General features: G+C 28.7%; 28 protein-coding genes. 10 read left to right on the top strand and 18 right to left on the bottom strand.

Going from position 1 to position 24,088, the window contains the following annotated elements; translation table 11 throughout:
* Positions 1 to 430: 430 nt before the first annotated feature.
* The 3 genes from ACSIGC_RS11140 to ACSIGC_RS11130 form a co-directional block, all read right to left on the bottom strand.
* Positions 431 to 832 (bottom strand): hypothetical protein, encoded by a 402-nt coding sequence (locus ACSIGC_RS11140; protein ID WP_442264897.1) that lies wholly within the window; start codon positions 830 to 832, stop codon positions 431 to 433.
* A 170-nt stretch (positions 833 to 1,002) separates the two neighbouring features.
* Entirely contained in the window at positions 1,003 to 1,542 is a 540-nt protein-coding gene (locus ACSIGC_RS11135) for an RNA methyltransferase (protein ID WP_442264896.1), read from the bottom strand.
* 21 nt (positions 1,543 to 1,563) lie between these two features.
* Positions 1,564 to 3,837 (bottom strand): CocE/NonD family hydrolase, encoded by a 2,274-nt coding sequence (locus tag ACSIGC_RS11130; RefSeq protein ID WP_442264895.1) that lies wholly within the window; start codon positions 3,835 to 3,837, stop codon positions 1,564 to 1,566.
* Between the two features lie 98 nt (positions 3,838 to 3,935).
* Between ACSIGC_RS11130 and mutS the strand changes: the two genes are divergently transcribed.
* Both mutS and ACSIGC_RS11120 read left to right on the top strand, forming a co-directional pair.
* Positions 3,936 to 6,545 carry a DNA mismatch repair protein MutS gene (gene mutS, locus ACSIGC_RS11125; RefSeq protein ID WP_442264894.1) on the top strand — a complete coding sequence of 870 codons (2,610 nt, stop codon included), beginning with the start codon at positions 3,936 to 3,938 and terminating at the stop codon, positions 6,543 to 6,545.
* A gap of 90 nt (positions 6,546 to 6,635) precedes the next feature.
* Positions 6,636 to 7,037, top strand: coding sequence for a hypothetical protein (locus ACSIGC_RS11120; protein ID WP_442264893.1), 402 nt, complete (start codon positions 6,636 to 6,638; stop codon positions 7,035 to 7,037).
* A gap of 211 nt (positions 7,038 to 7,248) precedes the next feature.
* On the opposite strand, the gene folE is transcribed toward ACSIGC_RS11120, so the two are convergent.
* Positions 7,249 to 7,908 carry a GTP cyclohydrolase I FolE gene (gene folE / locus ACSIGC_RS11115; RefSeq protein WP_442264892.1) on the bottom strand — a complete coding sequence of 220 codons (660 nt, stop codon included), beginning with the start codon at positions 7,906 to 7,908 and terminating at the stop codon, positions 7,249 to 7,251.
* Positions 7,909 to 7,920: 12 nt separating this feature from the next.
* A complete protein-coding gene (locus ACSIGC_RS11110; RefSeq protein WP_442264891.1) occupies positions 7,921 to 8,322 on the bottom strand; it encodes a MerC domain-containing protein in 402 nt (133 codons plus the stop codon).
* A gap of 82 nt (positions 8,323 to 8,404) precedes the next feature.
* On the opposite strand from ACSIGC_RS11110, the gene ACSIGC_RS11105 reads away from it, so the two are divergent.
* Positions 8,405 to 8,788, top strand: a complete 384-nt coding sequence (locus tag ACSIGC_RS11105; RefSeq protein WP_442264890.1) for a Fur family transcriptional regulator — start codon at positions 8,405 to 8,407, stop codon at positions 8,786 to 8,788.
* 77 nt (positions 8,789 to 8,865) lie between these two features.
* Here the strand turns inward: ACSIGC_RS11105 and ACSIGC_RS11100 are convergent, their stop codons facing one another.
* Entirely contained in the window at positions 8,866 to 9,261 is a 396-nt protein-coding gene (locus ACSIGC_RS11100; protein ID WP_442264889.1) for a hypothetical protein, read from the bottom strand.
* Between the two features lie 61 nt (positions 9,262 to 9,322).
* On the opposite strand from ACSIGC_RS11100, the gene ACSIGC_RS11095 reads away from it, so the two are divergent.
* Positions 9,323 to 10,660: an MATE family efflux transporter gene (locus ACSIGC_RS11095; protein WP_442264888.1), complete on the top strand. Its 1,338-nt coding sequence runs from the start codon at positions 9,323 to 9,325 to the stop codon at positions 10,658 to 10,660.
* On the opposite strand, the gene ACSIGC_RS11090 is transcribed toward ACSIGC_RS11095, so the two are convergent.
* Entirely contained in the window at positions 10,655 to 11,104 is a 450-nt protein-coding gene (locus ACSIGC_RS11090; RefSeq protein WP_442264887.1) for a GNAT family N-acetyltransferase, read from the bottom strand. The two genes, ACSIGC_RS11095 and ACSIGC_RS11090, sit on opposite strands and share 6 nt — an antisense overlap.
* 58 nt (positions 11,105 to 11,162) lie before the next feature.
* Here ACSIGC_RS11090 and ACSIGC_RS11085 point away from each other — a divergent pair, with 58 nt between their 5' ends.
* The 5 genes from ACSIGC_RS11085 (at position 11,163) to ACSIGC_RS11065 (ending at position 14,377) form a co-directional block, all read left to right on the top strand.
* A complete protein-coding gene (locus ACSIGC_RS11085) occupies positions 11,163 to 11,930 on the top strand; it encodes an enoyl-CoA hydratase/isomerase family protein (protein WP_442264886.1) in 768 nt (255 codons plus the stop codon).
* Between the two features lie 15 nt (positions 11,931 to 11,945).
* Complete coding sequence (locus tag ACSIGC_RS11080) at positions 11,946 to 12,665, top strand: suppressor of fused domain protein (protein WP_442264885.1); 720 nt, start codon at positions 11,946 to 11,948, stop codon at positions 12,663 to 12,665.
* A 13-nt stretch (positions 12,666 to 12,678) separates the two neighbouring features.
* Positions 12,679 to 13,128 (top strand): GNAT family N-acetyltransferase, encoded by a 450-nt coding sequence (locus ACSIGC_RS11075; protein WP_442264884.1) that lies wholly within the window; start codon positions 12,679 to 12,681, stop codon positions 13,126 to 13,128.
* 201 nt (positions 13,129 to 13,329) lie between these two features.
* Entirely contained in the window at positions 13,330 to 13,782 is a 453-nt protein-coding gene (locus tag ACSIGC_RS11070) for a 6-pyruvoyl trahydropterin synthase family protein (protein ID WP_442264883.1), read from the top strand.
* A gap of 61 nt (positions 13,783 to 13,843) precedes the next feature.
* On the top strand, positions 13,844 to 14,377 hold the full coding sequence (locus ACSIGC_RS11065) for a hypothetical protein (RefSeq protein WP_442264882.1): 534 nt from the start codon (positions 13,844 to 13,846) through the stop codon (positions 14,375 to 14,377).
* Positions 14,378 to 14,452: 75 nt separating this feature from the next.
* Here the strand turns inward: ACSIGC_RS11065 and pth are convergent, their stop codons facing one another.
* Together pth and amaB are read right to left on the bottom strand one after the other, a co-directional pair.
* Positions 14,453 to 15,085: an aminoacyl-tRNA hydrolase gene (gene pth, locus ACSIGC_RS11060; RefSeq protein ID WP_442264881.1), complete on the bottom strand. Its 633-nt coding sequence runs from the start codon at positions 15,083 to 15,085 to the stop codon at positions 14,453 to 14,455.
* Between the two features lie 717 nt (positions 15,086 to 15,802).
* Positions 15,803 to 17,344 (bottom strand): L-piperidine-6-carboxylate dehydrogenase, encoded by a 1,542-nt coding sequence (amaB, locus tag ACSIGC_RS11055; RefSeq protein ID WP_442264880.1) that lies wholly within the window; start codon positions 17,342 to 17,344, stop codon positions 15,803 to 15,805.
* A 108-nt stretch (positions 17,345 to 17,452) separates the two neighbouring features.
* On the opposite strand from amaB, the gene ACSIGC_RS11050 reads away from it, so the two are divergent.
* Positions 17,453 to 18,499 (top strand): isoaspartyl peptidase/L-asparaginase family protein, encoded by a 1,047-nt coding sequence (locus ACSIGC_RS11050; RefSeq protein WP_442264879.1) that lies wholly within the window; start codon positions 17,453 to 17,455, stop codon positions 18,497 to 18,499.
* Between the two features lie 3 nt (positions 18,500 to 18,502).
* Here ACSIGC_RS11050 and ACSIGC_RS11045 read toward each other — a convergent pair whose 3' ends face one another.
* The 9 genes from ACSIGC_RS11045 to ACSIGC_RS11005 are packed head-to-tail and all read right to left on the bottom strand — an operon-like array spanning position 18,503 to position 24,030.
* Positions 18,503 to 19,033: a GNAT family N-acetyltransferase gene (locus tag ACSIGC_RS11045; RefSeq protein ID WP_442264878.1), complete on the bottom strand. Its 531-nt coding sequence runs from the start codon at positions 19,031 to 19,033 to the stop codon at positions 18,503 to 18,505.
* A gap of 2 nt (positions 19,034 to 19,035) precedes the next feature.
* Positions 19,036 to 19,395: a DUF6970 domain-containing protein gene (locus ACSIGC_RS11040; RefSeq protein WP_442264877.1), complete on the bottom strand. Its 360-nt coding sequence runs from the start codon at positions 19,393 to 19,395 to the stop codon at positions 19,036 to 19,038.
* 27 nt (positions 19,396 to 19,422) lie between these two features.
* The gene (locus tag ACSIGC_RS11035) at positions 19,423 to 20,790 is read right to left on the bottom strand and encodes a hypothetical protein (RefSeq protein WP_442264876.1); all 1,368 of its coding nucleotides are present in this window, start codon (positions 20,788 to 20,790) and stop codon (positions 19,423 to 19,425) included.
* Positions 20,790 to 21,323, bottom strand: coding sequence for an RNA polymerase sigma factor (locus ACSIGC_RS11030; RefSeq protein WP_442267760.1), 534 nt, complete (start codon positions 21,321 to 21,323; stop codon positions 20,790 to 20,792). The genes ACSIGC_RS11035 and ACSIGC_RS11030 overlap by 1 nt, the downstream gene beginning before the upstream one ends.
* Before the next feature lie 31 nt (positions 21,324 to 21,354).
* On the bottom strand, positions 21,355 to 22,077 hold the full coding sequence (locus ACSIGC_RS11025) for a hypothetical protein (protein WP_442264875.1): 723 nt from the start codon (positions 22,075 to 22,077) through the stop codon (positions 21,355 to 21,357).
* Positions 22,078 to 22,082: 5 nt separating this feature from the next.
* Complete coding sequence (locus tag ACSIGC_RS11020; protein WP_442264874.1) at positions 22,083 to 22,493, bottom strand: hypothetical protein; 411 nt, start codon at positions 22,491 to 22,493, stop codon at positions 22,083 to 22,085.
* A gap of 11 nt (positions 22,494 to 22,504) precedes the next feature.
* On the bottom strand, positions 22,505 to 22,897 hold the full coding sequence (locus ACSIGC_RS11015) for a hypothetical protein (protein WP_442264873.1): 393 nt from the start codon (positions 22,895 to 22,897) through the stop codon (positions 22,505 to 22,507).
* 2 nt (positions 22,898 to 22,899) lie between these two features.
* Complete coding sequence (locus tag ACSIGC_RS11010; RefSeq protein ID WP_442264872.1) at positions 22,900 to 23,325, bottom strand: hypothetical protein; 426 nt, start codon at positions 23,323 to 23,325, stop codon at positions 22,900 to 22,902.
* A gap of 9 nt (positions 23,326 to 23,334) precedes the next feature.
* Positions 23,335 to 24,030: a DUF6970 domain-containing protein gene (locus tag ACSIGC_RS11005; protein WP_442264871.1), complete on the bottom strand. Its 696-nt coding sequence runs from the start codon at positions 24,028 to 24,030 to the stop codon at positions 23,335 to 23,337.
* Positions 24,031 to 24,088 lie beyond the last annotated feature (58 nt).

The raw sequence follows: 24,088 nt of genomic DNA, 5'->3' as shown, positions 1-24,088 counted from the left end.
ATAAAACTGTCATTTTTTTCTGTCATTATCAAATGACATATAAAGTCAAACTTTATATACACTTATCAGTTTCTTAGCTTCGACTGTGCTCAGCTACCGAATTATTCAAACTATAATTTTGTGAGATTCTGAAAATTGTATCGAGAAAGGCGATTTTGAGCACGAAAACATAGTTCTCGATATAAAATTCTTTCAGAATTTCACTCGAACTGACATTAAACTATTTAAACAACTTCAATTCTGTGTGATTCAAATCGTCATACTGAACTTGTTTCAGTATCTCATTATCGTTCCTTGAGGCTCTCGAAGGGAAAAACAAAAAAATTAAAATCATAAAAAAAACCGTTACAAAAAAGTAACGGTTATAAACAACTAATATTTAGCGTGACTTCTGCTCTGCTCGGTCACCAAATTTCATTAATAGAAAAAATTATTCTATAGTTTTATTAATATTGAAATTAAAATTATTGTTTCTTTGACTTGTTACACTATACTCGTTTAAGCTTCCTTTTTTCTTTGCTTTTACTTTTACCGTAACGTTTCCAGAAGAACTTACTGTACCACTTGCTTTAAAAACTAAGTCATACTTAGCAGCATCAACAACAAACGATTTATTCCAATTTCCTGTTATGGTTTCTGTTTGTATTTTACCAGTTGCATCACTATATTCTACTTTTGGGTTGTTACTTAACGTACCCGATACTTCTACAGTATAATTAACAGATATTTTTGGGTCTTTCTGTCCTTCTAACATCTCTACTTCTTTATTTTTTGAACAAGAAATGAATGTTGATATTGAAACTAAAGCGATTAAAAGTGTTTTGATTTTCATTTATTAAATTTTTTATTCTGTGTGTTCTTAAACAGATTAACGCTATTGAACCCTACCTTTTTTTTAAAAAAAACAACACTATTTAATTAACTTATTTAGCCATAAAGTTTTAGAAGAAAAAAAAACTTGAAACTAACTAAACCAAACATTAAGAATATGATTAATAAACTTTAAAATTCTTGCTTTTTTATTTTACTAAACAAATCCCACAAAACTACACCACAACTTACCGATATATTTAATGAGTGTTTGGTTCCTAACTGCGGAATTTCTATACATTTATCTGAAGCAGAAACTACTTCTTGTTGTACTCCTTTTACTTCATTTCCGAAAACAACCGCATATTTCTGATTGATTTCTGGTGTAAATTCATTCAACATTGTACTGTTTTCTGCCTGTTCAATTGACAATACTTTTATATTTTCAGATTTTAGTTTTTCTACTAATGTTAATGTATCTTCAACATACTCCCAAACTACAGATTCTGTAGAACCTAAAGCTGTTTTATGAATTTCTTTACTTGGTGGTGTTGCAGTAATTCCACATAAATATATTTTTTCAATAAGAAAAGCATCTGAGGTTCTAAATACAGATCCAATATTATTAAAGCTTCTAATATTATCTAACACAACAATAATTGGAGTTTTAGTAGCTGTTTTAAACTCTTCTACAGAAATTCTTCCTAACTCGCTATTTCTTAATTTTCTCAAAAGTTGGTTTTTATTTATTATTTATTTTGAATCGCTACCTATAGTTATGTAACTTTTATTTAAAATTTGTAAAAGTACTGGTTCTCCAGCATCTTTAATAGTTTCTTCACTAACTGGTTTACCTGTTCCATAATTAATTTCCCAACTTTTAGATTTATTAACTCCTATAACTACAAAAAGTTTACTTCCTTTCTTTATTTTTTTTGAAGTCATAAATGTTCTTTTCACAGGAAAAGCATAAGGTTTATATGGTTCTAATAGTTGTCTTTTTTCGTTGTTTCTTGCATAACTTACTCTAAAAACATGTGTATCTGACAATAAAAAATAAGAACCGTCTGGCTGAATTTCATAAAAAGTCATAGCAAGGTCTACGTCTTTTTTATTTGATATTATTGTCATTTCTCCATTAAAAAGTCCTGTAAGAGTTACCTCTTTTTCAAAAGGTTCTGAAATAAAACTTAGCGCATTTTCAGGAGTAACTTCAGAATTCACAATATTATAAGAAAATACACCATGTTTATCTGTTTTTTCTCTAGTGCTTAAATCTACTTCATAAGATATATGTCCGTTGTGCTTTGGCTTGTTGGTCGTCATTTTATAAGCATCTCCATTGGTAACGTTTGTTAAATATAACTTTAATGGATTCGCATTAATTTCATCAAAAGATTTTGCATGTCTCCATTCATTTGCTCCCATTACTTGATAATTAATTTTATCTTTAAGTAATGCTGGTTTTTCTTTTCCTTTTAAAATAAAATCAAACCATTGGTAAGCCAATTCATGAATACTAATTAATGCTGTTTCATCTAATGTATATTTCATTAATTTTTTAGTAGGATAATGTTGTCCTCCACCATGAGAATAAGGTCCAATAACTAAATAATGATTTGCATTGGTGTTATATTTATAATGCTTATTAAAATAATCTAATGCTCCTACTTGATCTGCATCGTAATATCCTGTTGTTGTTAATACTGGAATATTAATATTTTTAAATTCGTTTTTATATGGAATCATGTTTTGCCAATACGAATCATAACTTGGGTGACTTAACCATCTTTGAAAAATAGGATTCTTTTTACCATTTAATAAACTATCTAATGTATTAAATGCTAAACCTTTTTCATAATAAGTACTATTTACTTTATCCCATTTTTTATAATCTCTAAATAAAGCATCGTTAGTAAACTTATTACTATCAACGTATTTAATCCATTGCAACATATAACTCATAAAAACATTATTATGCATTGGGTAATCTACACCAATACCAACAGCAACCTGTGGTATAATAGTTTTTAATGCTGGGTGTGTTTTTTTTGTAGCAGACCACTGGCTAAAACCTAAATAACTTCCTCCCATCATTCCAATAGATCCATTACACCATTTTTGCTTACTAATCCAATCTATTATATGATATGCATCTGCTCCATCGAACTCAAAAGGATTAATTTCATTCTTACTCAATCGCTTTCCTCTAGTATTTACTACTACTCCAACATAACCATTAACAGCAGCTCTTTTTGCAACCTCGTAATCGTAAGAACCTGCATAAATATTATATATAAAAATAGCAGGGAGTTTTTGTTTTGTGTCTTTTTTGGTTATGATTAAAGCAGTTACTTCACCTCCATTTTTGGTTTTAATAACTACATCTTTTGTGATATTGAAAAATTCCTCATCAGCTTTTTCTAACAACTTATTTGCTTGTCCTCCAATTTCTTTTTGAACTTTATATGTATTGTAAGTGGTACATAATTTTGTTGCCTCTTCTATAGATAAACTATCTTTATCTTCATACTCTTTTAAAAGTTTTACAACATCTTCTTTAAATTCTGATAACGATTTCTCGTCATTTATACTTCTAGTTACTTCTGGTTTTAATACATCTTTTAAATCTTTGTAAGATTCTAAAAAAACATCAGTATATGCTTTATTAAAATTAATATTGCCTTTACTCGACAACTCTTTAGCTTTAGCATAAGTATTATATAAGAAAAAAGCTCCTTCTTTTAATCTATTTATTGAGTGAGCTTCTATATAATTATCAATCGTTTCTTGTGCTTTATCAAATTTATTATCTAAAAACTGTACATGAAAAAGTGAAAAATAATATGAAGTTGTAGAGTCAGGCTTGTTTTTACTCAGCACAAATTGAGAAACTTTTTTCATTTCTTTATCAAGCAAACCTAAATCTGTTGAGATCTTTTTAGGAAAGTATACTTTTTGAGATAATACTGTAGAAGCATACAAAACAGTAATAAAAAGTAATAAAAGTTTTTTTCTAGTAATCATAAAATGTTTTTAATAGGTGTTTGAATAAGTTCTTCTTATGATCGCAAACAAATTGAACAATTTTCTATCTTCGCAAAACTAACTTAAAATAGATAAACTTGGCAAAAACAAAGGCAAAAAAGGTAACGCCATTAATGCAACAGTACAACGGAATTAAAGCTAAATATCCGGATGCCATGTTATTATTTCGCGTAGGTGATTTCTACGAAACCTTTGGTGAAGATGCTATTAAAGCTTCGGAAGTTTTAGGTATTGTATTAACCAAACGTGGAAATGGAAGTGAAAGTGAAACGGCCTTGGCTGGTTTTCCACATCATTCATTAAATACCTATTTACCTAAGTTAGTAAAATCTGGACTTCGTGTTGCGATTTGCGATCAGCTAGAAGATCCGAAAATGACCAAAAAGATTGTAAAACGTGGTGTAACAGAATTGGTAACTCCTGGGGTTTCTTTAAATGATGAGGTATTACAATCGAAAACCAATAATTTCTTAGCTGCAATTCACTTCGGAAAAAAACGATTAGGAGTTTCTTTTTTAGATGTTTCCACAGGTGAATTTTTAGTAGCTCATGGAGATGAAGCTTACATCGATAAATTATTACAAAACTTTTCTCCAAGTGAAATCTTGGTGCAAAAACAAAATAAACAACGTTTTTTAGAAGCGTTTACTAACGATTTTCACACCTTTTATTTAGAAGATTGGGTTTTTCAAAAAGATTATGGTTACGATACATTAATCAATCATTTTAAAGTTCAAAATTTAAAAGGTTTTGGTGTTGAAGAAATTACGGATGGTATAATTGCTGCTGGTGCAGTAATGTATTATTTATCGGAAACACAACTGAATAAAATAGAACATATTCAATCTATAGGACGAATTGCTGAAGATTTATATGTTTGGATGGATCGTTTTACGGTTAAAAATTTAGAATTATACGGCGGTAATTCTGTAAACTCGGTTTGTTTATTAGACATTATCGACAAAACTATTTCTCCTATGGGAGGTCGTTTATTAAAACGTTGGTTGGCTTTACCGTTGAAAGATTTAAAACCGATTCAGCAACGACAAGAACAGGTTCAGTTTTTAATTGATAACGAATCATTTTTTGATACAGTTACCTACCAATTAAAACAGATTTCCGATTTAGAACGTTTAATTTCTAAAGTTGCTACAGGTAAAGTTTCTCCAAGAGAAGTTGTTTTATTAAAGAACTCATTAAAAGCGATTCATCCGATAAAATCTGCTGCTGAGAGCACTAAAAATGCTACAGTAAAAATGATTGGTTCTTTACTGAAAGATTGCAACGATTTAATTGAAAAAATAAGCACAACTTTATTTGAAGATGCTCCAGTAAACATTAATAAAGGAAATGCAATTTCTAATGGAGTTTCTGAAGAATTAGATGAATTAAGAAGTATTGCAAATTCTGGAAAAGAGTATTTAGACAATATGTTGGCTCGTGAAACTGAACGCACAGGAATTCCGAGTTTAAAAATAGCTTTCAACAATGTTTTCGGATATTATATTGAAGTTCGAAATACACATAAAGATAAAGTTCCTGAAGATTGGATTCGTAAACAAACTTTAGTAAATGCCGAACGTTATATTACTGAAGAACTTAAAGAATACGAAGCTAAGATTTTAGGTGCAGAAGATAAAATTCAGTCGTTAGAAGCTGATTTATTTATTGAATTGATTCAATACATCGTAAAAGATGTTCAAGATGTACAAAGCAACGCGCAATTAATTGCACAACTCGACTGTTTACTGTCTTTTGCAAATTTGGCAAAAGAAAACGATTATGTCCGTCCTATTGTTGATAACTCTACAATACTAGAAATAAAAAATGGTCGTCATCCTGTAATTGAAAAACAATTACCAATTGGTGAAGAATATGTGGCTAACGATGTGGTTTTAAATCGTGAAAACCAACAAATCATAATGATTACTGGTCCGAATATGTCGGGTAAATCTGCGATTTTACGTCAAACTGCATTAATCGTTTTATTAGCACAAATGGGAAGTTATGTTCCTGCAACTGAAGCAAAAATTGGAATTGTAGATAAAATATTTACTCGTGTTGGTGCTAGCGATAACATTTCTATGGGAGAATCTACATTTATGGTAGAAATGAATGAAACCGCTTCGATCTTAAATAACATCTCAGAACGTAGTTTAGTTTTATTAGATGAAATTGGAAGAGGTACTTCTACTTACGATGGAATTTCTATTGCTTGGGCAATTACCGAATATTTACATGAACATCCTTCAAAAGCGAAAACGTTGTTTGCTACGCATTATCATGAATTAAATGAAATGACAACCACGTTTAAGCGAATTAAAAACTTTAATGTTTCAGTTAAAGAATTAGAAGACAGCATTATATTTCTGCGTAAACTCGTTGCTGGTGGAAGTAATCATAGTTTCGGAATTCACGTTGCAAAATTAGCTGGAATGCCAAATGTGGTGATTAGAAAAGCGAATAAGATTTTAAAACAGTTAGAAGAAAGTCATACTAACAAAAATGTGGAAGACACGTTAAAAGATGTTCAAAACAACGACATGCAAATGAGTTTCTTCCAATTAGATGATCCTTTGTTAGAAGATTTAAGAGAAGAAATTTTAGCTACAGATATAGATACGTTAACACCTATTGAAGCTTTAATGAAATTGAACGAAATTAAGCGAATGTTGGTAAAAAAATAGGTTCAATATTCAATTATCTTTGATCAATTATCAATCACTAATAAACTCTATATTAACGTCATGCTGAATTTATTTCAGCATCTCATTATCATGTCAATCAAAAAACTAAACATATACCAAATATTAGATCATCTTGAAAAAAGAAAAGCCTTGTATTTAGGTAATCATTATTCTTTTAATTCTCTTGATGCTTTTATTAACGGTTATAGTTGTGCCGCAGATGATAGTGATTGGTATAGCGAGGAGTTTAACAATTTTTCCTTTTTTAATGTTTGGTTACTCGGTCATTTACCAAAACATTTTGGTGAAGCTGGAGGTTGGTATTGGCAAATTCATAATAGAAATTTAAATGATGATAAAAATGCTTTTAAAGAATTTTTCTTCTTCCTAAACCTATTCAAAACTTCTAAAAAGTTCACTAATAAAATAACAGATATCTCTTACTCTATTGAAAACAAAAAACTGCAACTTCTCATAAAACAGATACTATAGAAAAAGTAACTTTTGAAAATTCTACATCAATATGGATTTTTAGTTATTCAAACAACGAGTTAGTAGATGAAAATTGGTTTGTTACAGAAGCTAATTTTTTAAAATGGGTGCAACAGGTTAATAATACTGTCATTACCAAAGAAGGTTTTTGAGGAAAAAGCTTGATTACAAATATTTATGAGAACCTAAAATAAATTCAGGTTGACGTTATTTACTCTGCATTCTTAAAATCACAAATCTTAAAAAATTCATTTCGAATACTTGCTTCGTTATAACAACCTCCGTATTCTACAGTAGTCGTAAAGCTTTCTTTATCTTTAATTCCTCTTGAAGAAACACACAAATGTTTTGCATTTACTATCACAATTACATCTTCAGTTCCTAATGTTTCTTGAAGATCTTTTAAAATTTGAATACATAATCGCTCTTGTACTTGCGGACGATGCGAATAATAGTCTACCAAACGATTTATTTTAGACAAACCTACTACCTTATCTTTAGGAATATATCCTACATGAGCATGACCTATAATTGGTAAAAAATGGTGTTCGCAAGAAGAGTCTATTGTAATATTTTGCTCAACTAACATCTTTTGATATCCGTACTTATTTTCGAAAGTAGAAATCTTTGGTTTGTTCGCTGGATTTAATCCATAAAATAACTCTTTCACATACATTTTTGCAAAACGATATGGAGTACCAGATAAACTATCATCTGTTAAATCTAAACCTAACTCTTCCATAATCTTTTTAAAATGAACCTGAATGTTAGCTATTTTTTCATCATCGGACTTATCAAATGCATTAACAATCATTGGAGTCTCAATACTCGTTAATATATGATTATCTCCTATTAATTCGTGTTTTTCCATAAATATAAGATTTTAACTCACTGAACAGCATTTCTCATTAGAACATCTACAATATTTACTATTATATAGATGCAGTATTACCAAACTCAAAGAAGCTATATAAATGGTTTCTTCAGGTATTTTAATTAGAATGAATTTCTCATTTAAAATGATAAAGCTTAAAACAATCCAAAATGAATAAAATGCATATTTAATCCAATTTTTTGATGTTTGTTTTGCTGATTTATAAATTGCAAAAAAAGAAATCACTAAGAAAATATAATCGATGCTCTTCCACCAAAAAGGAACTTCACTCCCTTCACAACACGATCCATGCGTTTGAATTACAAATAAAAAAGGAGTAAAAACGCAATGAACTAAACATAAACCACTAGATAAAACCCCTATTGTGTCTGATTTTTGAGTTAATAACATCTATTTTTTTAATTTTGTTATTTGAGGTCAAAAATACAGATAATTTATCTATCGCAACAAAGTTGCTTTAATTTTTATTTTTATGGGGATTATTAGAAAAACAAAAGCAGTAAAAACTTTACTAGATTTATTTAGTAATGAATTTTCAGCAATTTCTGCTGTTGATTTAGTAGAGCGACTAAAAAAAGAAATGAATAAAACAACTGTATATCGTGCTTTAGATCGATTAGAAGATGAAGGAATAGTACATTCTTTTATTGGAAAAAACGGACTAAAGTGGTATGCAAAATGTAAAAGTAGTTGTACATCAGATCATCATAACGATGTCCATCCTCATTTTGAATGTACAAATTGTAAAAAAGTAACATGTTTATCTATAGATGTTACCGTTCCGAACATACCAAATTATAATATAAATAAAGCAGCTGTTTTTTTAACAGGAGTTTGTAATAATTGTAATACCTAATTAAAAACTAAATCATCTTTAGTATCTATTTTTCTATCATTTCCTGCTGAAGTTATCGTGTATTTATTATTTACAACTTAATAAGTAAAAGTAGTTCCCCAAGCATCGACAAGTAAATCATTACGAAGCGGATTGTTTCTTTTAATTATATTTAACTTTTCAGGATATTTACCAAAAACTTCTTTTTCCTTTTCTAAGAGCGCTTTTATTTCAACAACTTTATTTTTAGTCACGCTTTCATTCAAACTATTTCCAGAGAAAAAAGATATAATTTTCAGTACAATAATAACTCCCATAAATACACCTAATAAAATACCAACTCTTTCATAAGGTGATCTCATTTTCCTTGGTGGTAAATTATTAGCTTTTTCGTATGCTCTTCTTTTCTCTCTCTTTCTTCTGAAAAGAAATTCTTGTATATCTAAAGCTATAGAACCAAATATCTCTATAATGCTTCCTATAAATTCTAACATAGAAACAATTTATTAAAATTTCATTTTCAAGATTCAATAATAACTATTTTTGTTGACTATTATGCAACATGATATTAGTTTTAAATACATTAATAAATTAGCTATTCCTGCTCTAATTACCGGTGTTGCAGAACCTTTACTATCTACAACAGATTTAGCCATTGTTGGAAACATTAAAGAAAATGCTACCGAAAGTATTGCTGCTATTGGAATTGTTGGTGCTTTTTTATCTATGCTAATTTGGGTATTCGGACAAACACGTAGCGGAATTTCGTCTATTGTTTCTCAATATGTTGGTGCTCAGCGTATCGATGAAATTAAAAACTTACCTGCACAAGCTACAGTAATAATTGTTGGTGTTAGTTTACTAATTTTAGGATTAAGTTACCCATTTGCAAAGGAAATTTTTCAGTTTTATAATGCATCCGGACAAGTTTTAGAGTATTCTGTTGATTATTATAAAATCAGAGCTTTTGGTTTTCCTTTTACTTTATTTACAATAGCTGTTTACGGAACTTTTAGAGGTTTACAAAACACGTTTTATCCTATGGTTATTGCAATTATAGGAACTGTTGTAAACATTGTTTTAGACTTAGCTTTTGTTTACGGAATTGAAGGATATATTCCTGCCATGCATATAGAAGGTGCTGCTTATGCTAGTGTTATTGCACAAATTGTAATGGCTGTAATTGCTTTGGTATTATTATATAAAAAGACTTCAATTTCTTTACGTTTTAAACTACCATTTAATCAAGAAATTCCGAGATTTATTTCTATGGTTCTTAATCTGTTTGTTAGAACTATAGCTTTAAATTTAGCGTTATATTTCGGGACTTCTTATGCTACAGCTTACGGAAACGAATATATAGCTGCCTATACAATTGGACTCAACTTATGGTTGATGGGCGCATTTATAATGGACGGATATTCTTCTGCTGGAAATATTTTATCAGGAAAATTATTAGGTGCAAAAGCTTATAAAACTTTAGTAGAACTAGGAAAACGATTAATTCTATATGGATTTTTACTAGGAATAGCTTTAGCAGTTATTGGTTTCGTTTTATATCAACCTATCGGAAGATTATTTACACAAGAAACCGAAGTTTTAACTAGTTTCTACGAAGTATTTTGGGTGATTCTACTAATGCAACCTTTCTGTTCTTTAGCGTTTATTTATGACGGAATGTTCAAAGGTATGGGAGAAATGAAATATTTACGAAATTTATTATTGTTATCTACAGGGTTAGTATTTATTCCAACGTTACTTTTTTTCGATTATTTAGACTATAAATTATACGCTATTTGGATCGCTTTCTTCGCCTGGATTATTGTTCGTGGATTACCACTAATTCTTAAGTTTAGAAGTAAGTTTTTAAGATTAGCTAAAGACGAATTATAAATCTTTCTCGAAAACAATCTTTTGTTGTCCGCTGGTATTGGTGTACACTTGAACAATATCAAATCCGTTTTTAATATTTAAAATCAGCATTGGTTTAAAACGATTCATCGATTTTGTTCGAAGCTTTTTATATCCTTTCTTTTTTACTAATTCTTCTTGTTTCTTAGCTAGTTCTTGTGCAATTCCTTTTCTTCTGAAATCAGGTAACACTCCCCCAACCCAACTGTAAAAAGTAGTTTCATTATATCGATATCCTATTTTAAATCCAACTGGTGAATTTTCAAAATAAGTCAATACAATTGTTATATCTGTTTTATTTGTAATTCTATCAATAAAAAAATCAGGCTTTGCATCATCGAAAATTGTTTGATATAAGTGCAAAAGTTCCTTTAAAATAATATCTTTAGGAATACCTTCTATAATTACCATTTTTATGCTTTTCATGCTTCTTTTTTTCAGAAAAAATAAAATTAAGACTATTTTTGAACAAACAACTAAATAAATGACAACAACAAGACTTAACGGAAGTTTATACACACATATAGAGAATAAAATAGCAACTATAGAATTTGGGCATCCTGCCAGTAATTCTTTTCCTAGTGAATTATTAGATCGTTTAACAAAAGAATTGAATACATTATCAGATAACGATGCTGTAAATATTATTGTTTTAAAATCTGAAGGAGAACGTGCTTTTTGTGCTGGTGCTTCTTTTGATGAATTAGTTGCAATTGATAATTTAGATGATGGAAAAAAATTCTTTTCCGGATTTGCTAATGTAATTAATGCAATTCGTACTTGTTCGAAATTAGTTATCGGTAGAGTTCAAGGAAAAGTTGTGGGTGGAGGTGTTGGTTTAGCAGCTGCCTGTGATTATGTGTTAGCTACTGAAGCAGCAAGTATTAAACTTTCTGAATTTACTATTGGTATCGGACCTTTTGTTATTGCTCCTGCAGTAGAACGAAAAATTGGAGTAAGTGGTTTAGCAGAATTAACTTTAGATGCTACAAGCTGGAAAAATGCATATTGGGCGAAAGACAAAGGATTATATGCTAAAGTTTTTGATTCTCTTTCTGAATTAGACAAAGAAGTAAGTTTGTTAGCTGAAAAATTAGCTTCTTATAATCCTGATGCTTTATTTGAAATGAAAAAAACACTTTGGGAAGGAACTGAAAACTGGAATGAATTATTAGTTGAAAGAGCAAAAATTACTGGAAGATTAGTACTTTCTGAGTTTACTAAAAATGCACTAGCTAAATTCAAAAAATAATAAGAAACAAAAACTATGGAAAAGTCTAAATCAGGATCGCCAATTTACAGATACGACGAAAACAATAAAAATAAATTTGAAATAGCTTCTGAAGAATCTTCTCTGGAAGCTATTTCAGATCATATAGAAAAACACGTAGGAAAAATCGATATGGTTTTTCATGAAATTGTTTCCGATCAAGTTCATATTGATGTGCATTGGGTTAAACCTACTCCAGCAAAACCTTTTCATACTTTAGTTACTTCTGGAATGAGCGATAAACCTATGAATACTCCAGAAGGTATTGAAGGTTGCAATTATGCAGAATTAAGTATTTGTTTACCCGAAAATTGGAAAATTTCTGAAGAAGATTTTAAAGATGAAAGCAATTACTGGCCAATTCGATGGTTAAAGTTTTTAGCGCGTTTTCCTCATGAATACAACACATGGTTAGCTTACGGACATACTATGCCAAATGGAGATCCTGCTCAACCTTTTGATACTAAAACTAAACTAAGTTCTGTTGTTTTATTACCTTCTATTGTTTTTAATGAACAATTTCACACGTTAACTTTAGAAAATAAATCTATAGACTTTTACACGTTAATTCCTTTATATCAAGAAGAGTTAGATCTTAAAATGACCAAAGGTGTTGAATCTCTTTTTAATGGTTTTGATAAGCACAATATTTCTGATGTTTTGAACCTAACAAGACCTAATATTGCTAAACGTAAAAAGTTATTTGGATTGTTTTAAATCGTATTGAATTATGATATCTCTTGTTAGAACCGATTCAGAAAACAAAGATTTTAGAACTTTAGTAAAACAACTGGATGCTTTTTTAGCTGTTACAGATGGTGAGGATCATGATTTTTATAATCAGTACAACAAACTCGATCTTATTAAACATGTTGTTCTTATTTATGTTGATAACGAACCTTTAGCTTGTGGAGCCATTAAACAGTACGATACAACTACGATGGAAATTAAAAGAATGTTTACTTCTGAAAAAGCAAGAGGTAAAGGTTTGGCTTCTCAAATATTAAAAGCATTAGAAATTTGGGCAAAAGAACTTTCTTTTAATCGATGTATTTTAGAAACTGGAATTAGGCAAGTTGAAGCAGTTCATCTTTACAAGAAAAACAATTATAAAATCATAGAAAATTACGGACAGTATTCTGGTTTAGAAGAAAGTATTTGCTTTGAAAAACAAATTTAAAATAAACTCTTTCTTATCTGTTTAAATCTCATTTCAACTTTTAATTTTTCGTTTATAATACGAGTAAATTAAAGTTGTATTTTTGCTATATAATTTAATTACAATTATGGGTGATAATATTTTATTTCTTGGATTAGCTTTAGCTGTTGGTGTTGTATACTTTGTTAACAAATTTAGAAATAACAAAAAGTTTAAAAGATAGTGAACAACATAAGAATAACAAAACAGTTTAACTTCGAAACTGGTCATGCTTTATATGGTTATGATGGAAAATGTAAAAATGTACATGGCCACAGCTATAAATTATCTGTTACTGTAATAGGACAACCTATTAATGACAGCAGTAATGTAAAGTACGGAATGGTTATAGATTTTGGTGATTTAAAAGTCATAGTAAAAGAAGAAATTGTTGATGTTTTCGATCATGCCACAGTTTTTAATAAAAACACACCACATGTTGAATTAGCTAAAGAATTAAAAGATAGAGGACACGATGTTATTTTAGTTGATTATCAACCTACAAGTGAAATGATGGTTATAGATTTTGCACAAAAAATAAAAAATAGATTGCCAGAAAACATAAAACTTCACTCTATTAAATTACAAGAAACAGATACTAGTTATGCTGAGTGGTTTGCCTCAGACAATATTTAGTTCTTTTTTACTTTACATATATAATACATTTATTCAATAAAAATTAAAAAAGATATAAGCCATGAAATTATTAAAGTCATTTTTTTTATTTTTTGCTTTTGCAACATTAATTAGTTGTGGTAGTGATGATAATACACCTGTTTTTGAGTTAACTTCTGAAAATTTTACTGGAACATACGCAGTAACTAAATTAAGAGGAACTAATAAAACCTCTACAACTGCTTCTGGTCAAGTTGTAGATATTTCTACTGAATCTTATGAAGGAGATACTTTTCAAGTAGATTTAATACTTTCTACTAACGGAACATTCACATATTCGGGTGAATATAGAGAAGTAGCTGTTACTACTTTAAATAATGGTTCTGCTCCTGTACAAGAAACTTCTATTGAAACAGAAAATAGTTCTGGAACATATACTTTAGATGTTTTAAATAAAAGAGTTACTTTTTCAGATACTAATACTGGAGTTATTCATGGAATTTTTGAAATTACTTCTTTTAGTGCAAATACTTTAGTGATTAGAAAAGAATCTGAAACTACAGACAATCAAATTACAACAACAGAAGAAATTACTATTACTTTTGAGAGGAAGTAAGATTTAATTAAAAAAATATAAATAAGAAAAGCAGACATTAATGTCTGCTTTTCTTATTTATAAACTCTTCTATTTTTACTTACCGTTAAACTCATTCATAGTATTAGAAATTCCAGCATTTATAAACGATGTAATCGCATTTACACTTGTTGGTATTCTCTCTATAAGTTGGCTCTCTTCTTCATCGCTCCATTGTCCTAAAACAAAATCTACTTGTTTTCCTTTTCTATATTCAGAACCTACACCAAAACGAAATCTAGGATAAGAACCTGTGTTTAATTTATCTTGAATATCTTTTAAACCATTATGTCCACCCGCACTTCCTCTACTTTTTATTCTTAGTTTTCCAAAATCTATATTCAAATCATCCGTAATAATTAATACATTTTCAATTTGAATATTTTCTTTTTTCATCCAATACAAAACAGCTTTTCCACTTAAATTCATATAAGTATTAGGTTTTAATACAAAAACCGTTTTCCCTTTTACTTTTAATTTAGCTACGTCTCCTAATTTTTCAGTAGAAAAAGAAGCTTCATTATCTTTTACAAAAGCATCTACAACTTTAAATCCTATGTTGTGCCTAGTATTATCGTATTTTTCACCAACATTTCCTAAACCTACAATTAAAAATTTCTTCATAATATCTTCTTCAGATTCTTGTCTTTGTCCAAAAATTCTACCGACTAAGGAAAGAAAATTCATCATAAACATTAATTTATAAAGTGCAAATCTATAAAAGAAGCATCGTTTATAAGGAATTTTTTAATATTTATCTATAGTCAAACCTATATCAACCGATATTAAGTTCCATTCATCGATAATTAAAAATACCTAGCTTTTCTTTTTCCTAAATTTATGTAAGTAAATAATTTGATAAAAAAGATAATATATAGATATTATGGCTCGGGGGGGCTATATGGTTTATAAATAAAAAAGTCGGCTTATAAAGTCGATTTTTTTATTTATAAACACCCTTTTGATATGAATTTGCTGCCATTTATCTTCATTTCTCTCCCTTTTAAACGTTATTTAATATCAGACATCGATTTTAAGTGTTTTTAAAAAAACTTAATTCTATTTTTGACACGCTTAATAATTTGACTTAAAGGGAGTTGAATATTACTTACAGTTTCTAGTCGTCATAACTTGGCGACTAGCTCTTTTTATCCTTCAAAAACATTTAAAATAATAGCTATACTCATTAATCTATAAGTAAACTTTTATTAACTCAATAAAATTACCATTCGTCGATACTTAAACTTTAAAAAATGAATTTAGTAGTAAATTTAAGTGGAAAGAAAGTATTAAATGAGTTTCTGAATAACAAAATTTAAGGTTTATAGTTCGGGGGGACTATAGTTATTTAGACACACAAAGCCGTCTCCTGGAGACGGCTTTTTAACATTATTATATGTTTTTTTACTATAAATCGAATTTAATACCTTGAGCTAAAGGTAATTCCGTTGTATAGTTAATTGTATTTGTTTGACGTCTCATATAAATTTTCCAAGCATCTGAACCAGACTCTCTTCCTCCACCTGTTTCTTTTTCACCACCAAAAGCTCCACCAATTTCAGCACCAGAAGTTCCTATGTTTACATTTGCAATTCCGCAATCAGATCCAGCATGAGATAAGAAACGTTCTGCTTCACGTAAATTATTTGTCATTATAGCAGAAGATAACCCTTGTGCTACACCATTTTGTATGTTAATTGCGTTTTCAACATCACCAGAGTACTTTAATAAATATAATACTGGAGCAAAAGTTTCATGTTGAACAATTTCATAATCATTTGTAGCTTCTGCTATTGCAGGTTTTACATAACACCCACTTTCATATCCTTCGCCTTCTAAAACTCCACCTTCTACAATAATATTTCCACCTTCAGCAACTACTTTTTCTAAAGCTTTATTATACATTGCTACTGCGTCTTTATCAATTAATGGACCTACATGATTATTTTCATCTAAAGGATTTCCAATGCGTAATTGTTTATAAGCATCTACAATTGCATTTTTTACTTTATCGTAAATAGAATCGTGAATAATTAATCTACGTGTAGAAGTACAACGTTGACCTGCAGTTCCTACAGCTCCAAATACAGCTCCTATAACTGTCATTTTAATATCAGCATCTGGAGTAACAATAATTGCATTATTACCTCCTAATTCTAATAAACTTTTACCTAAACGACCAGCTACCTCACTAGCAACAATTTTACCCATTCGTGTAGAACCAGTAGCAGAAACTAATGGAATTCTAGTATCTTTAGAGATATACTCTCCAACTACATAATCACCATTTACTAAACAAGAAATACCTTCTGGTAAGTTATTTTCTTGTAAAACTTCAGCTATAATATTCTGACAAGCTACACCACATAATGGAGTTTTTTCTGATGGTTTCCAAACACAAACATCACCACAAATCCATGCTAAAGCTGTGTTCCAAGACCAAACAGCTACTGGAAAGTTAAACGCAGAAATAATACCTACAACTCCTAATGGATGATATTGTTCGTACATTCTGTGTCCAGGTCTTTCTGAGTGCATTGTTAAACCATGTAATTGACGTGATAAACCAACAGCAAAATCACAGATATCAATCATTTCTTGCACTTCTCCTAATCCTTCTTGGTAAGATTTCCCCATTTCATAAGAAACTAATTTACCAAGAGCTTCTTTCTTTTCACGTAATTTCTCACCAAATTGACGTACTATTTCTCCTCTTTGTGGAGCTGGCATTGTTCTAAAAGTTTTGAATGCATCTGTAGCTGCTTTCATTACTTTTTCGTAGTCTTCTTTAGTTGTTCCTTTTACTTTTCCTATTAATTTACCATCAACTGGAGAATATGATTCAATAATTTCTCCATTTGAAAAGTTAATAGAACCTGTAGAAGTTCCTTCATTTATTTCTTTTAACCCTAGAGTTTGTAATGCCTCTTGTATACCAAAATCTGCCATTTTGTAGTTACGTTTTAGTTGTTTAAATTGAAAGGTCAAATTTACAAATAAATCACCATTAATAAAATTAAACAAAAACTATATTTTTTGTTTAAAATACAACTTAAAATGAAAACCTTTTTAACTAGCTTATCTATAGTATTTCTTTTAATTGGTTGTAAAACTACACCAGAAAAGAAAGAAACCAAAAATGAAAAAATTAATGAATTTGCTATTGTAATACATGGTGGAGCAGGAACTATTTTAAAGAAAAATATGACTCCAGAAAAAGAAAAAGCTTATAAAGATAAATTAGAAGAAGCCGTTAGAGTTGGGTTTAATATTCTTAATAAGGGTGGAACAAGTATTGATGCTGTAGAACAAACAATTCATGTATTAGAAAACTCTCCACTATTTAATGCTGGAAAAGGAGCTGTTTTTACACATGAAGAAACTAATGAGTTAGATGCCTCAATAATGACAGGAAATGATTTAAATGCGGGAGCAATTGCAGGTGTTACTGATATTAAAAATCCTATTTCTTTAGCTAGAAAAGTCATGGAAAACTCTGAACATGTAATGCTTTCTGGTAAAGGAGCTTCTATTTTTGCTAAATCTCAAGGAATTGAGATTGTAGATTCTAGTTATTTTTATACAGAAAGTAGATTTAAATCTTTACAACGAGTAAAAGAAAAAATGAAAGCTGAATTAGATCATGATGCTAAAACTGCTTTTTACGATCCTATTATTAAAGACTCTAAATTTGGAACTGTGGGTTGTGTTGCTTTAGATAAAAATGGAAATATTACTGCTGGAACCTCTACTGGTGGAATGACTAACAAACGTTGGAATAGAATTGGTGATGCACCAATAATTGGTTCTGGGACTTATGCTAATAATGCTACTTGTGGTGTTTCTTCTACAGGTTGGGGAGAATATTTTATTAGAGCTCAAGTAGCTCATGATATTTCTGCTTTAATGGATTATAAAGGTTTATCACTTAAAGAAGCTGCAAGAGAAGTTATTCAAAACAAACTTACTAAATTAGGTGGTACAGGTGGAATTATTGCTGTTGATAAAAATGGAAATATGGTTTTTGAATTTAATACAACCGGAATGTACAGAGCTTCTATAAACGCTAAAGGAGAAACTGAAGTTAAAATTTATAAAGAATAAAAATTACAACTTTAAAAAACATTCTCTTTGCATTTCCCATAAATTAACTTCTTGCTCAAAATTTAATGATCCTGGAACAGTAGTATATTTCTTAACAAATTTAAAACCTGTTTTTTCTAATGTTTTATTTGGAGCAGTATTTAATGCATATGGTTGACAGTATAAAGATTTTAATTGTAGTTTTTCAAAATAAAAAGGAAGTGATTTTTTAACTAAAACTGCTCCAAAACCTTTTTTTCTTTGATTAGTATTCCAAACATGTAAGTGCATGAACGCTTCTTTACCAAAAACAATATTGTTTACATTAGAGTGACCTATTTGCTCTCCATTTTCTTCCCAAATTAATGCATATGATTTTTTTTCTTTAATTGGAGAATTTATTTGATTTACCAACATAGAATAAAAATCATCTTTTAATGGAAGTTTAGTAGCATCTGCTCCCATCTTTAACAAATGTTCATTACTTAAGTTATACCAGTAATTAATAAGAAAATCTATATCTCTTAATTCTATTTCTCTAACATTTAAATTCATTATTAATTGAAGTTTTTCCAAATAATTTTTTTATCTGTTGCGTTTTTAAAAAAATCAGGGCAATTATTAGTGTGAGCCAACATGCCTCCAAACACACACAACTGTTCTTTCTTTTTATTATACAAAACTTTAGGTGAATCTGGACATTGATAACATCCTTCTACTAAAAAAACAATTTCATTTTTGTACAAATATTGCGTAATTATAGCTTTAGTTGGAAAAGGATTTTCTTTTGTTTTTTCTATGTACTCTTTAATCCAACTAATTGATTCTATTTGATTTTTATTACTATTTTTTTTCTCTTTTTTTGATGTTCCACATGAAACGAATAGTAACAAAAGAATAATTATTGGAAATTTCATTTAATTGATTTTTATCAAATTTACAATTTAAAAATCAAATGTTATTCCAGAATATATTCCGAAAATAAAAGGACTAAATCCATTAGAGTTTTCTGAAAATGTATTTAACTGCGCTTTTAACATTGGATTAAAATTTAAGTTCAATTTTTTTGATAATTGAACATCAATGTTAATTCCTAAGTTTCCACTGAAATTTAATGTATTTAAATTATTTGCTTCTCCTATAGGTTGGTTTAAAATATTTGAATTTAAAGCTATAGTATTTTCAGTTAAAAATAATGTGCTAAATCCTGTTACAATTTGTGTTTTAAATGTCTTATTCTTATAAAATAAATATTGAACTTCAACAGGTATTTCAAAATAACTATAAGTTTGTGCTATACTCGCTCGTTCTGCTGAGTTTCCACTAGCATTATCGGGTTCTAAAGACATACTTTCTTCTGTAGGTTCTAAACTTACAAAGGTGAAAGCATCATTAATAGAAAAATTAACAGCATCTAAATTATTTTCTGATGTTGCGCTTGAAAATAAACCAACATTTTCTGTATTTATGACATTCTTTTGAAACTGTACTCCTGATCTTAAAGACCATTTTTTGTTTAATTGATAACCTACTTTTACTCCATAAGCTAAAGTTCCATTTGTTGAAATAGAATTAGATTTTAAACTTTTATCAATTGAAGAACCTTCTGAAAACGAACTAGAACCAATAATACCAACAATTGGTGTGACACTCCATTTTTTGAAAGTTTTTATTTTCTCTTTTTCAATTGGATTTTCATCGACAAAAGCTACCAATGCTTGTTTTTTTTCTTTTGTTTTCTTAGTGATTTTATCTTCTTTATTTTTTGTGTTTTCTAATTGATTATCTGCTATTAAAACATCGTTTTTAAAACTATGTACTTCCTTCTTTTTTAAGATTTTATTTATCTCTTTTTTAGATGAATTTGTTTTAGTTTTTAATTTCTCTTTGAAACTTTTATTCGTTTCTGTTTTAGCTATTTCAATTGTATTTTTTGTTGTTTTATCAGTTTTCTTTTGATTCAATTTATTATCTACTAGCTCCGTTATAACCTCTTCTTTTGATATTGTTTCCTTAAATTTTGAAGTTGTTGTGTCAACCTTTATTTGCTGTGTTTCAACAACAGGAAAATCTTCATTTACTGGTGTAGAAGAATTAATGGTAGCATCATTTTTAAAAGGATTTGTAATTAATAAAGAGATTAATAAAACTGCAGCTATTCCAGAAGAAAACCACCAAAAAGGTATAATTCGCTTCTTTTTCTTCTTTGAAAGTTTATCTTCAATATTCTGCCATAATTCAGGATTAGGCATTACCTCTAAATCCTTTAACTTTTCTTGAAATAATCTGTCTATATTTTTATCTTCCATCATTATGCCTTTTCTAATTTTAACTGATATGCTTCTAACTTACTCTTCAAAATTTTCTTTGCTCTAGATAAATTTGATTTAGAAGTTCCTTCAGAAATACTTAATAAATCTGCTATTTCTTTATGTGAAAAATTATCTAAAACATAGAGATTAAAAACTAAACGATAACGATCTGGAAGTTCTTGAATTAAGCTTAGTAACACATCAATATCGATATTACTTTCATCTAAACTTACCTCCTCTTCTTTAACGTCTATCTCTTCTTTTACAATGTATAATTGCGTTTTGTCTTTATATTTTTGAAGCGCAGTAGTAATTACAACTCTTCGTAACCATCCTTCAAAAGATCCTTTGTTTTTGTATTGATGTATTTTATCGAAAGCTTTTAAAAAACTATCTTGAAGTACATCTTCTGCATCTTGATAATTTCTACAATATTTTAAACTCAACGCAAAGAGTTTCGCAGCAAAGATTTGGTAAATCTGAGACTGAGCTTGTAAGTTATTTTGCTTACACTCTTCTATGAGTTGTTCTATTTTGATACTCCGTTTGATTTAAATTGTTGATCTAATATTTTAACGTTGGTTGTCCGTTTAAGCAAATTACTTTTTGGGGTTGAGCTACCAAATCACAAGTTGAATAAATTCCCCATTTTCTATTATACTCATCTTCTAATTGTGTATACTTTTCTACCTTTTGTAAAAAGGCTGTTACATCTATTAATGTTGAATAAGCTATATACCCTTGAAAACCTCCACAAGCTTTAGATCCATATCCTACAAAAGACCAATTATTTTCATCTGTACAACTTTTATTATTTGCCATTTCATAAAACTCATTATAAAGATCCATTAGTTCTTGTTGATCTTTTTCTTGTTCCGTTAATTCTCTTTTTAAAATTAAAACATCTTTAGTTAAAGAAACTATTTTAAAGTTATATAAAAGTCCATTATCTGGTCTGTATTGATTAGTTATATTTAAATCATAAATCTTTAATATATGTCCATCTTCAATTTGCCAGCTTCCCTTTATATCAAAAAAACTAAGTGGAGGTGTTCCGCAAAAACCTGAAGTTCTTTCTAAAAACTCTGGAAATTCTTCTTTAAACGAAAATCCGTAAGCTTCTTGTGGTAACTCTTTTACTCTTTTAAAAATTAGTTTTTCATTGTCATAAACTACTTCAGACCAATTTCCTAGTAATAAATTACTTTCTATTATTTCAATTTCTTCATTCTCACTACAAGAAATAAATACTAAAAACAGTATTACTATAAATTTTAAATTTTTCATGTTTTTTATCTAATTAATGTATATCGAACATCATCGAAAGCTACTCCATAATCTATGATTAATTTTCCTTCTTCTTTTTTTATGGTTCCTTTTCTTTCACCTACAACTAAAACTTCATTGTCATTTTCTGTTGTTATAGAAAAATCATAAACTCCAGTATGATTTAGACTAAAATTTTGCTGAATTCCTACGTTATGTTCTACTGAGTTTTTTATAGTAATTGTGTTATTATCAAAATTAACAAACCATACTATTTCTCCTTTATCATACGTTACAGCTTGAGCTAAACCTCCTTCAATAGTTACTAAACTCCAAGTTCCAACCAATGAATCTTGTAATACATCATTTTCACTTTTACTACAACTAAAAAAACTTAAAATAGTTGCAAGACAAACAATTACTAATCTTTTATACATTTTTATCTTTTTTATTGAAATTGACATTCGATTTGATTTGATTTCCAAATAATTGTTCCTTGTTCAAAAGTTTCAAATGGTACATCTTCTACTCTACTGCCAACAATATTAGTTGTTATTCCGGAACAATTTTTTACTTCAAATACTGAGTTTATCGCAGGATTACAATTAGCTAAAACAAACTTCATTTCATTATTATGTTTTATCTGAACGATATAATTGTATTTAGAGAGCTCTGTAGAATTATTAATTATTTCTATTTTAGACTTTAACCAACTTAAATCTTCTATTGGTTTTTCAACCGAACAAACTAAATTTATATTATTTTCTATTTCTTTATCACTACAATTAAATAGTATAAAAAGAGCAACAATGCTTAAAATAGTGTTTACTATTCTTCTCATAATTAATTTAAAATTTTAGTAGATGAATCACAATCTTCACAAAATATAGTTCCATTTACTACGATACTATCTATTTTAACAGTTGTAAAACACTTTCCTTCTATAGTTTTATATGTAAATTCTAAATCAAAAGTTTTTGCTGGTGTTTTCAATGTGTATTTTGTAATATTAGGATCTAAAAACAATGAATTAAGTTCTTCATGTAATTCTAATCTATTTTTACATTCGTTTATTTCATCATTGACATGACAAAAGACTTCAATTATTGATAAATCTGTAATTGGTGGATTAAATTTAAAATCAAATGAAAGAGGAACTTCCGATGTCCTAAATGCTAAATCATCGCACTCATTTTCTTTTGAATCACAAGACATTAAATAAAATAAACCTAGTAAAAAAATAACTTTTAGTAATTTATAATTCTTCATAACAACCTATTAATAATTATAATTTATTGGTGAATTCCAACCATTTAAGTTTAAAATAACTTGATTGATTCGTGTTACTTGTAATTGAGAAATATTAAACTTTACTTCTTTTGTTACAACAGATGTACAAGCTTCATTGTTTATCAGTTCTAGTTTTAAATTTCTTTGTGGAGGAAAAGATTCAGAGATTTCATCAGAATCAATTAAATTCATAACCCAACTATCACCACTACAACCTGAAGAGGTAACTTCAAGTGTTAAAATATTATTTTGAATAGAAACTAATGTTATTGAATAACTATCTGTATTTGTAGCATTATATCTTCCTTCATCAATAATTAACTGATTATAATTTCTCCATAGAACTCCTAAGAATTTAGCTTTGTCTTGAAAATCTGGACAAGTATTTAATCCAGTAATTCCGCCAAACTCACAAATTACTTCACCATCACAATTATATACTTTTGTTAGCGCATCTGTACAACCTACACAATCGTTAATTAAAAACACATCATGACCTTCGTACTTGTATTGATGTATTTCTACTTTTACAGAATTCATTAGTCTTTCAAAATTTTCCTTTTTCTCTTTTAACCATTCAAAATTTTCTAAAGGATTTAAAGCATTAAAATTTGTAATATTTTCATCCTTTAAACAAGATATAAATGAAAGACTAATGATTAGACTGTAAAATACCCTTCTCATAATTTAACTATTAACTTTAATTTTTTAACTATTTTATTTATCTAATAGATTAGCTTTT

Origin of the sequence: Tenacibaculum aquaeponti (assembly GCF_052084715.1) — a bacterium.
In the GTDB taxonomy this organism is placed as follows: Bacteria; Bacteroidota; Bacteroidia; order Flavobacteriales; family Flavobacteriaceae; genus Polaribacter.
The sequence above is the reverse complement of the archived record's forward strand: the minus strand, read 5'-3'. Positions and strand labels throughout refer to the sequence as shown.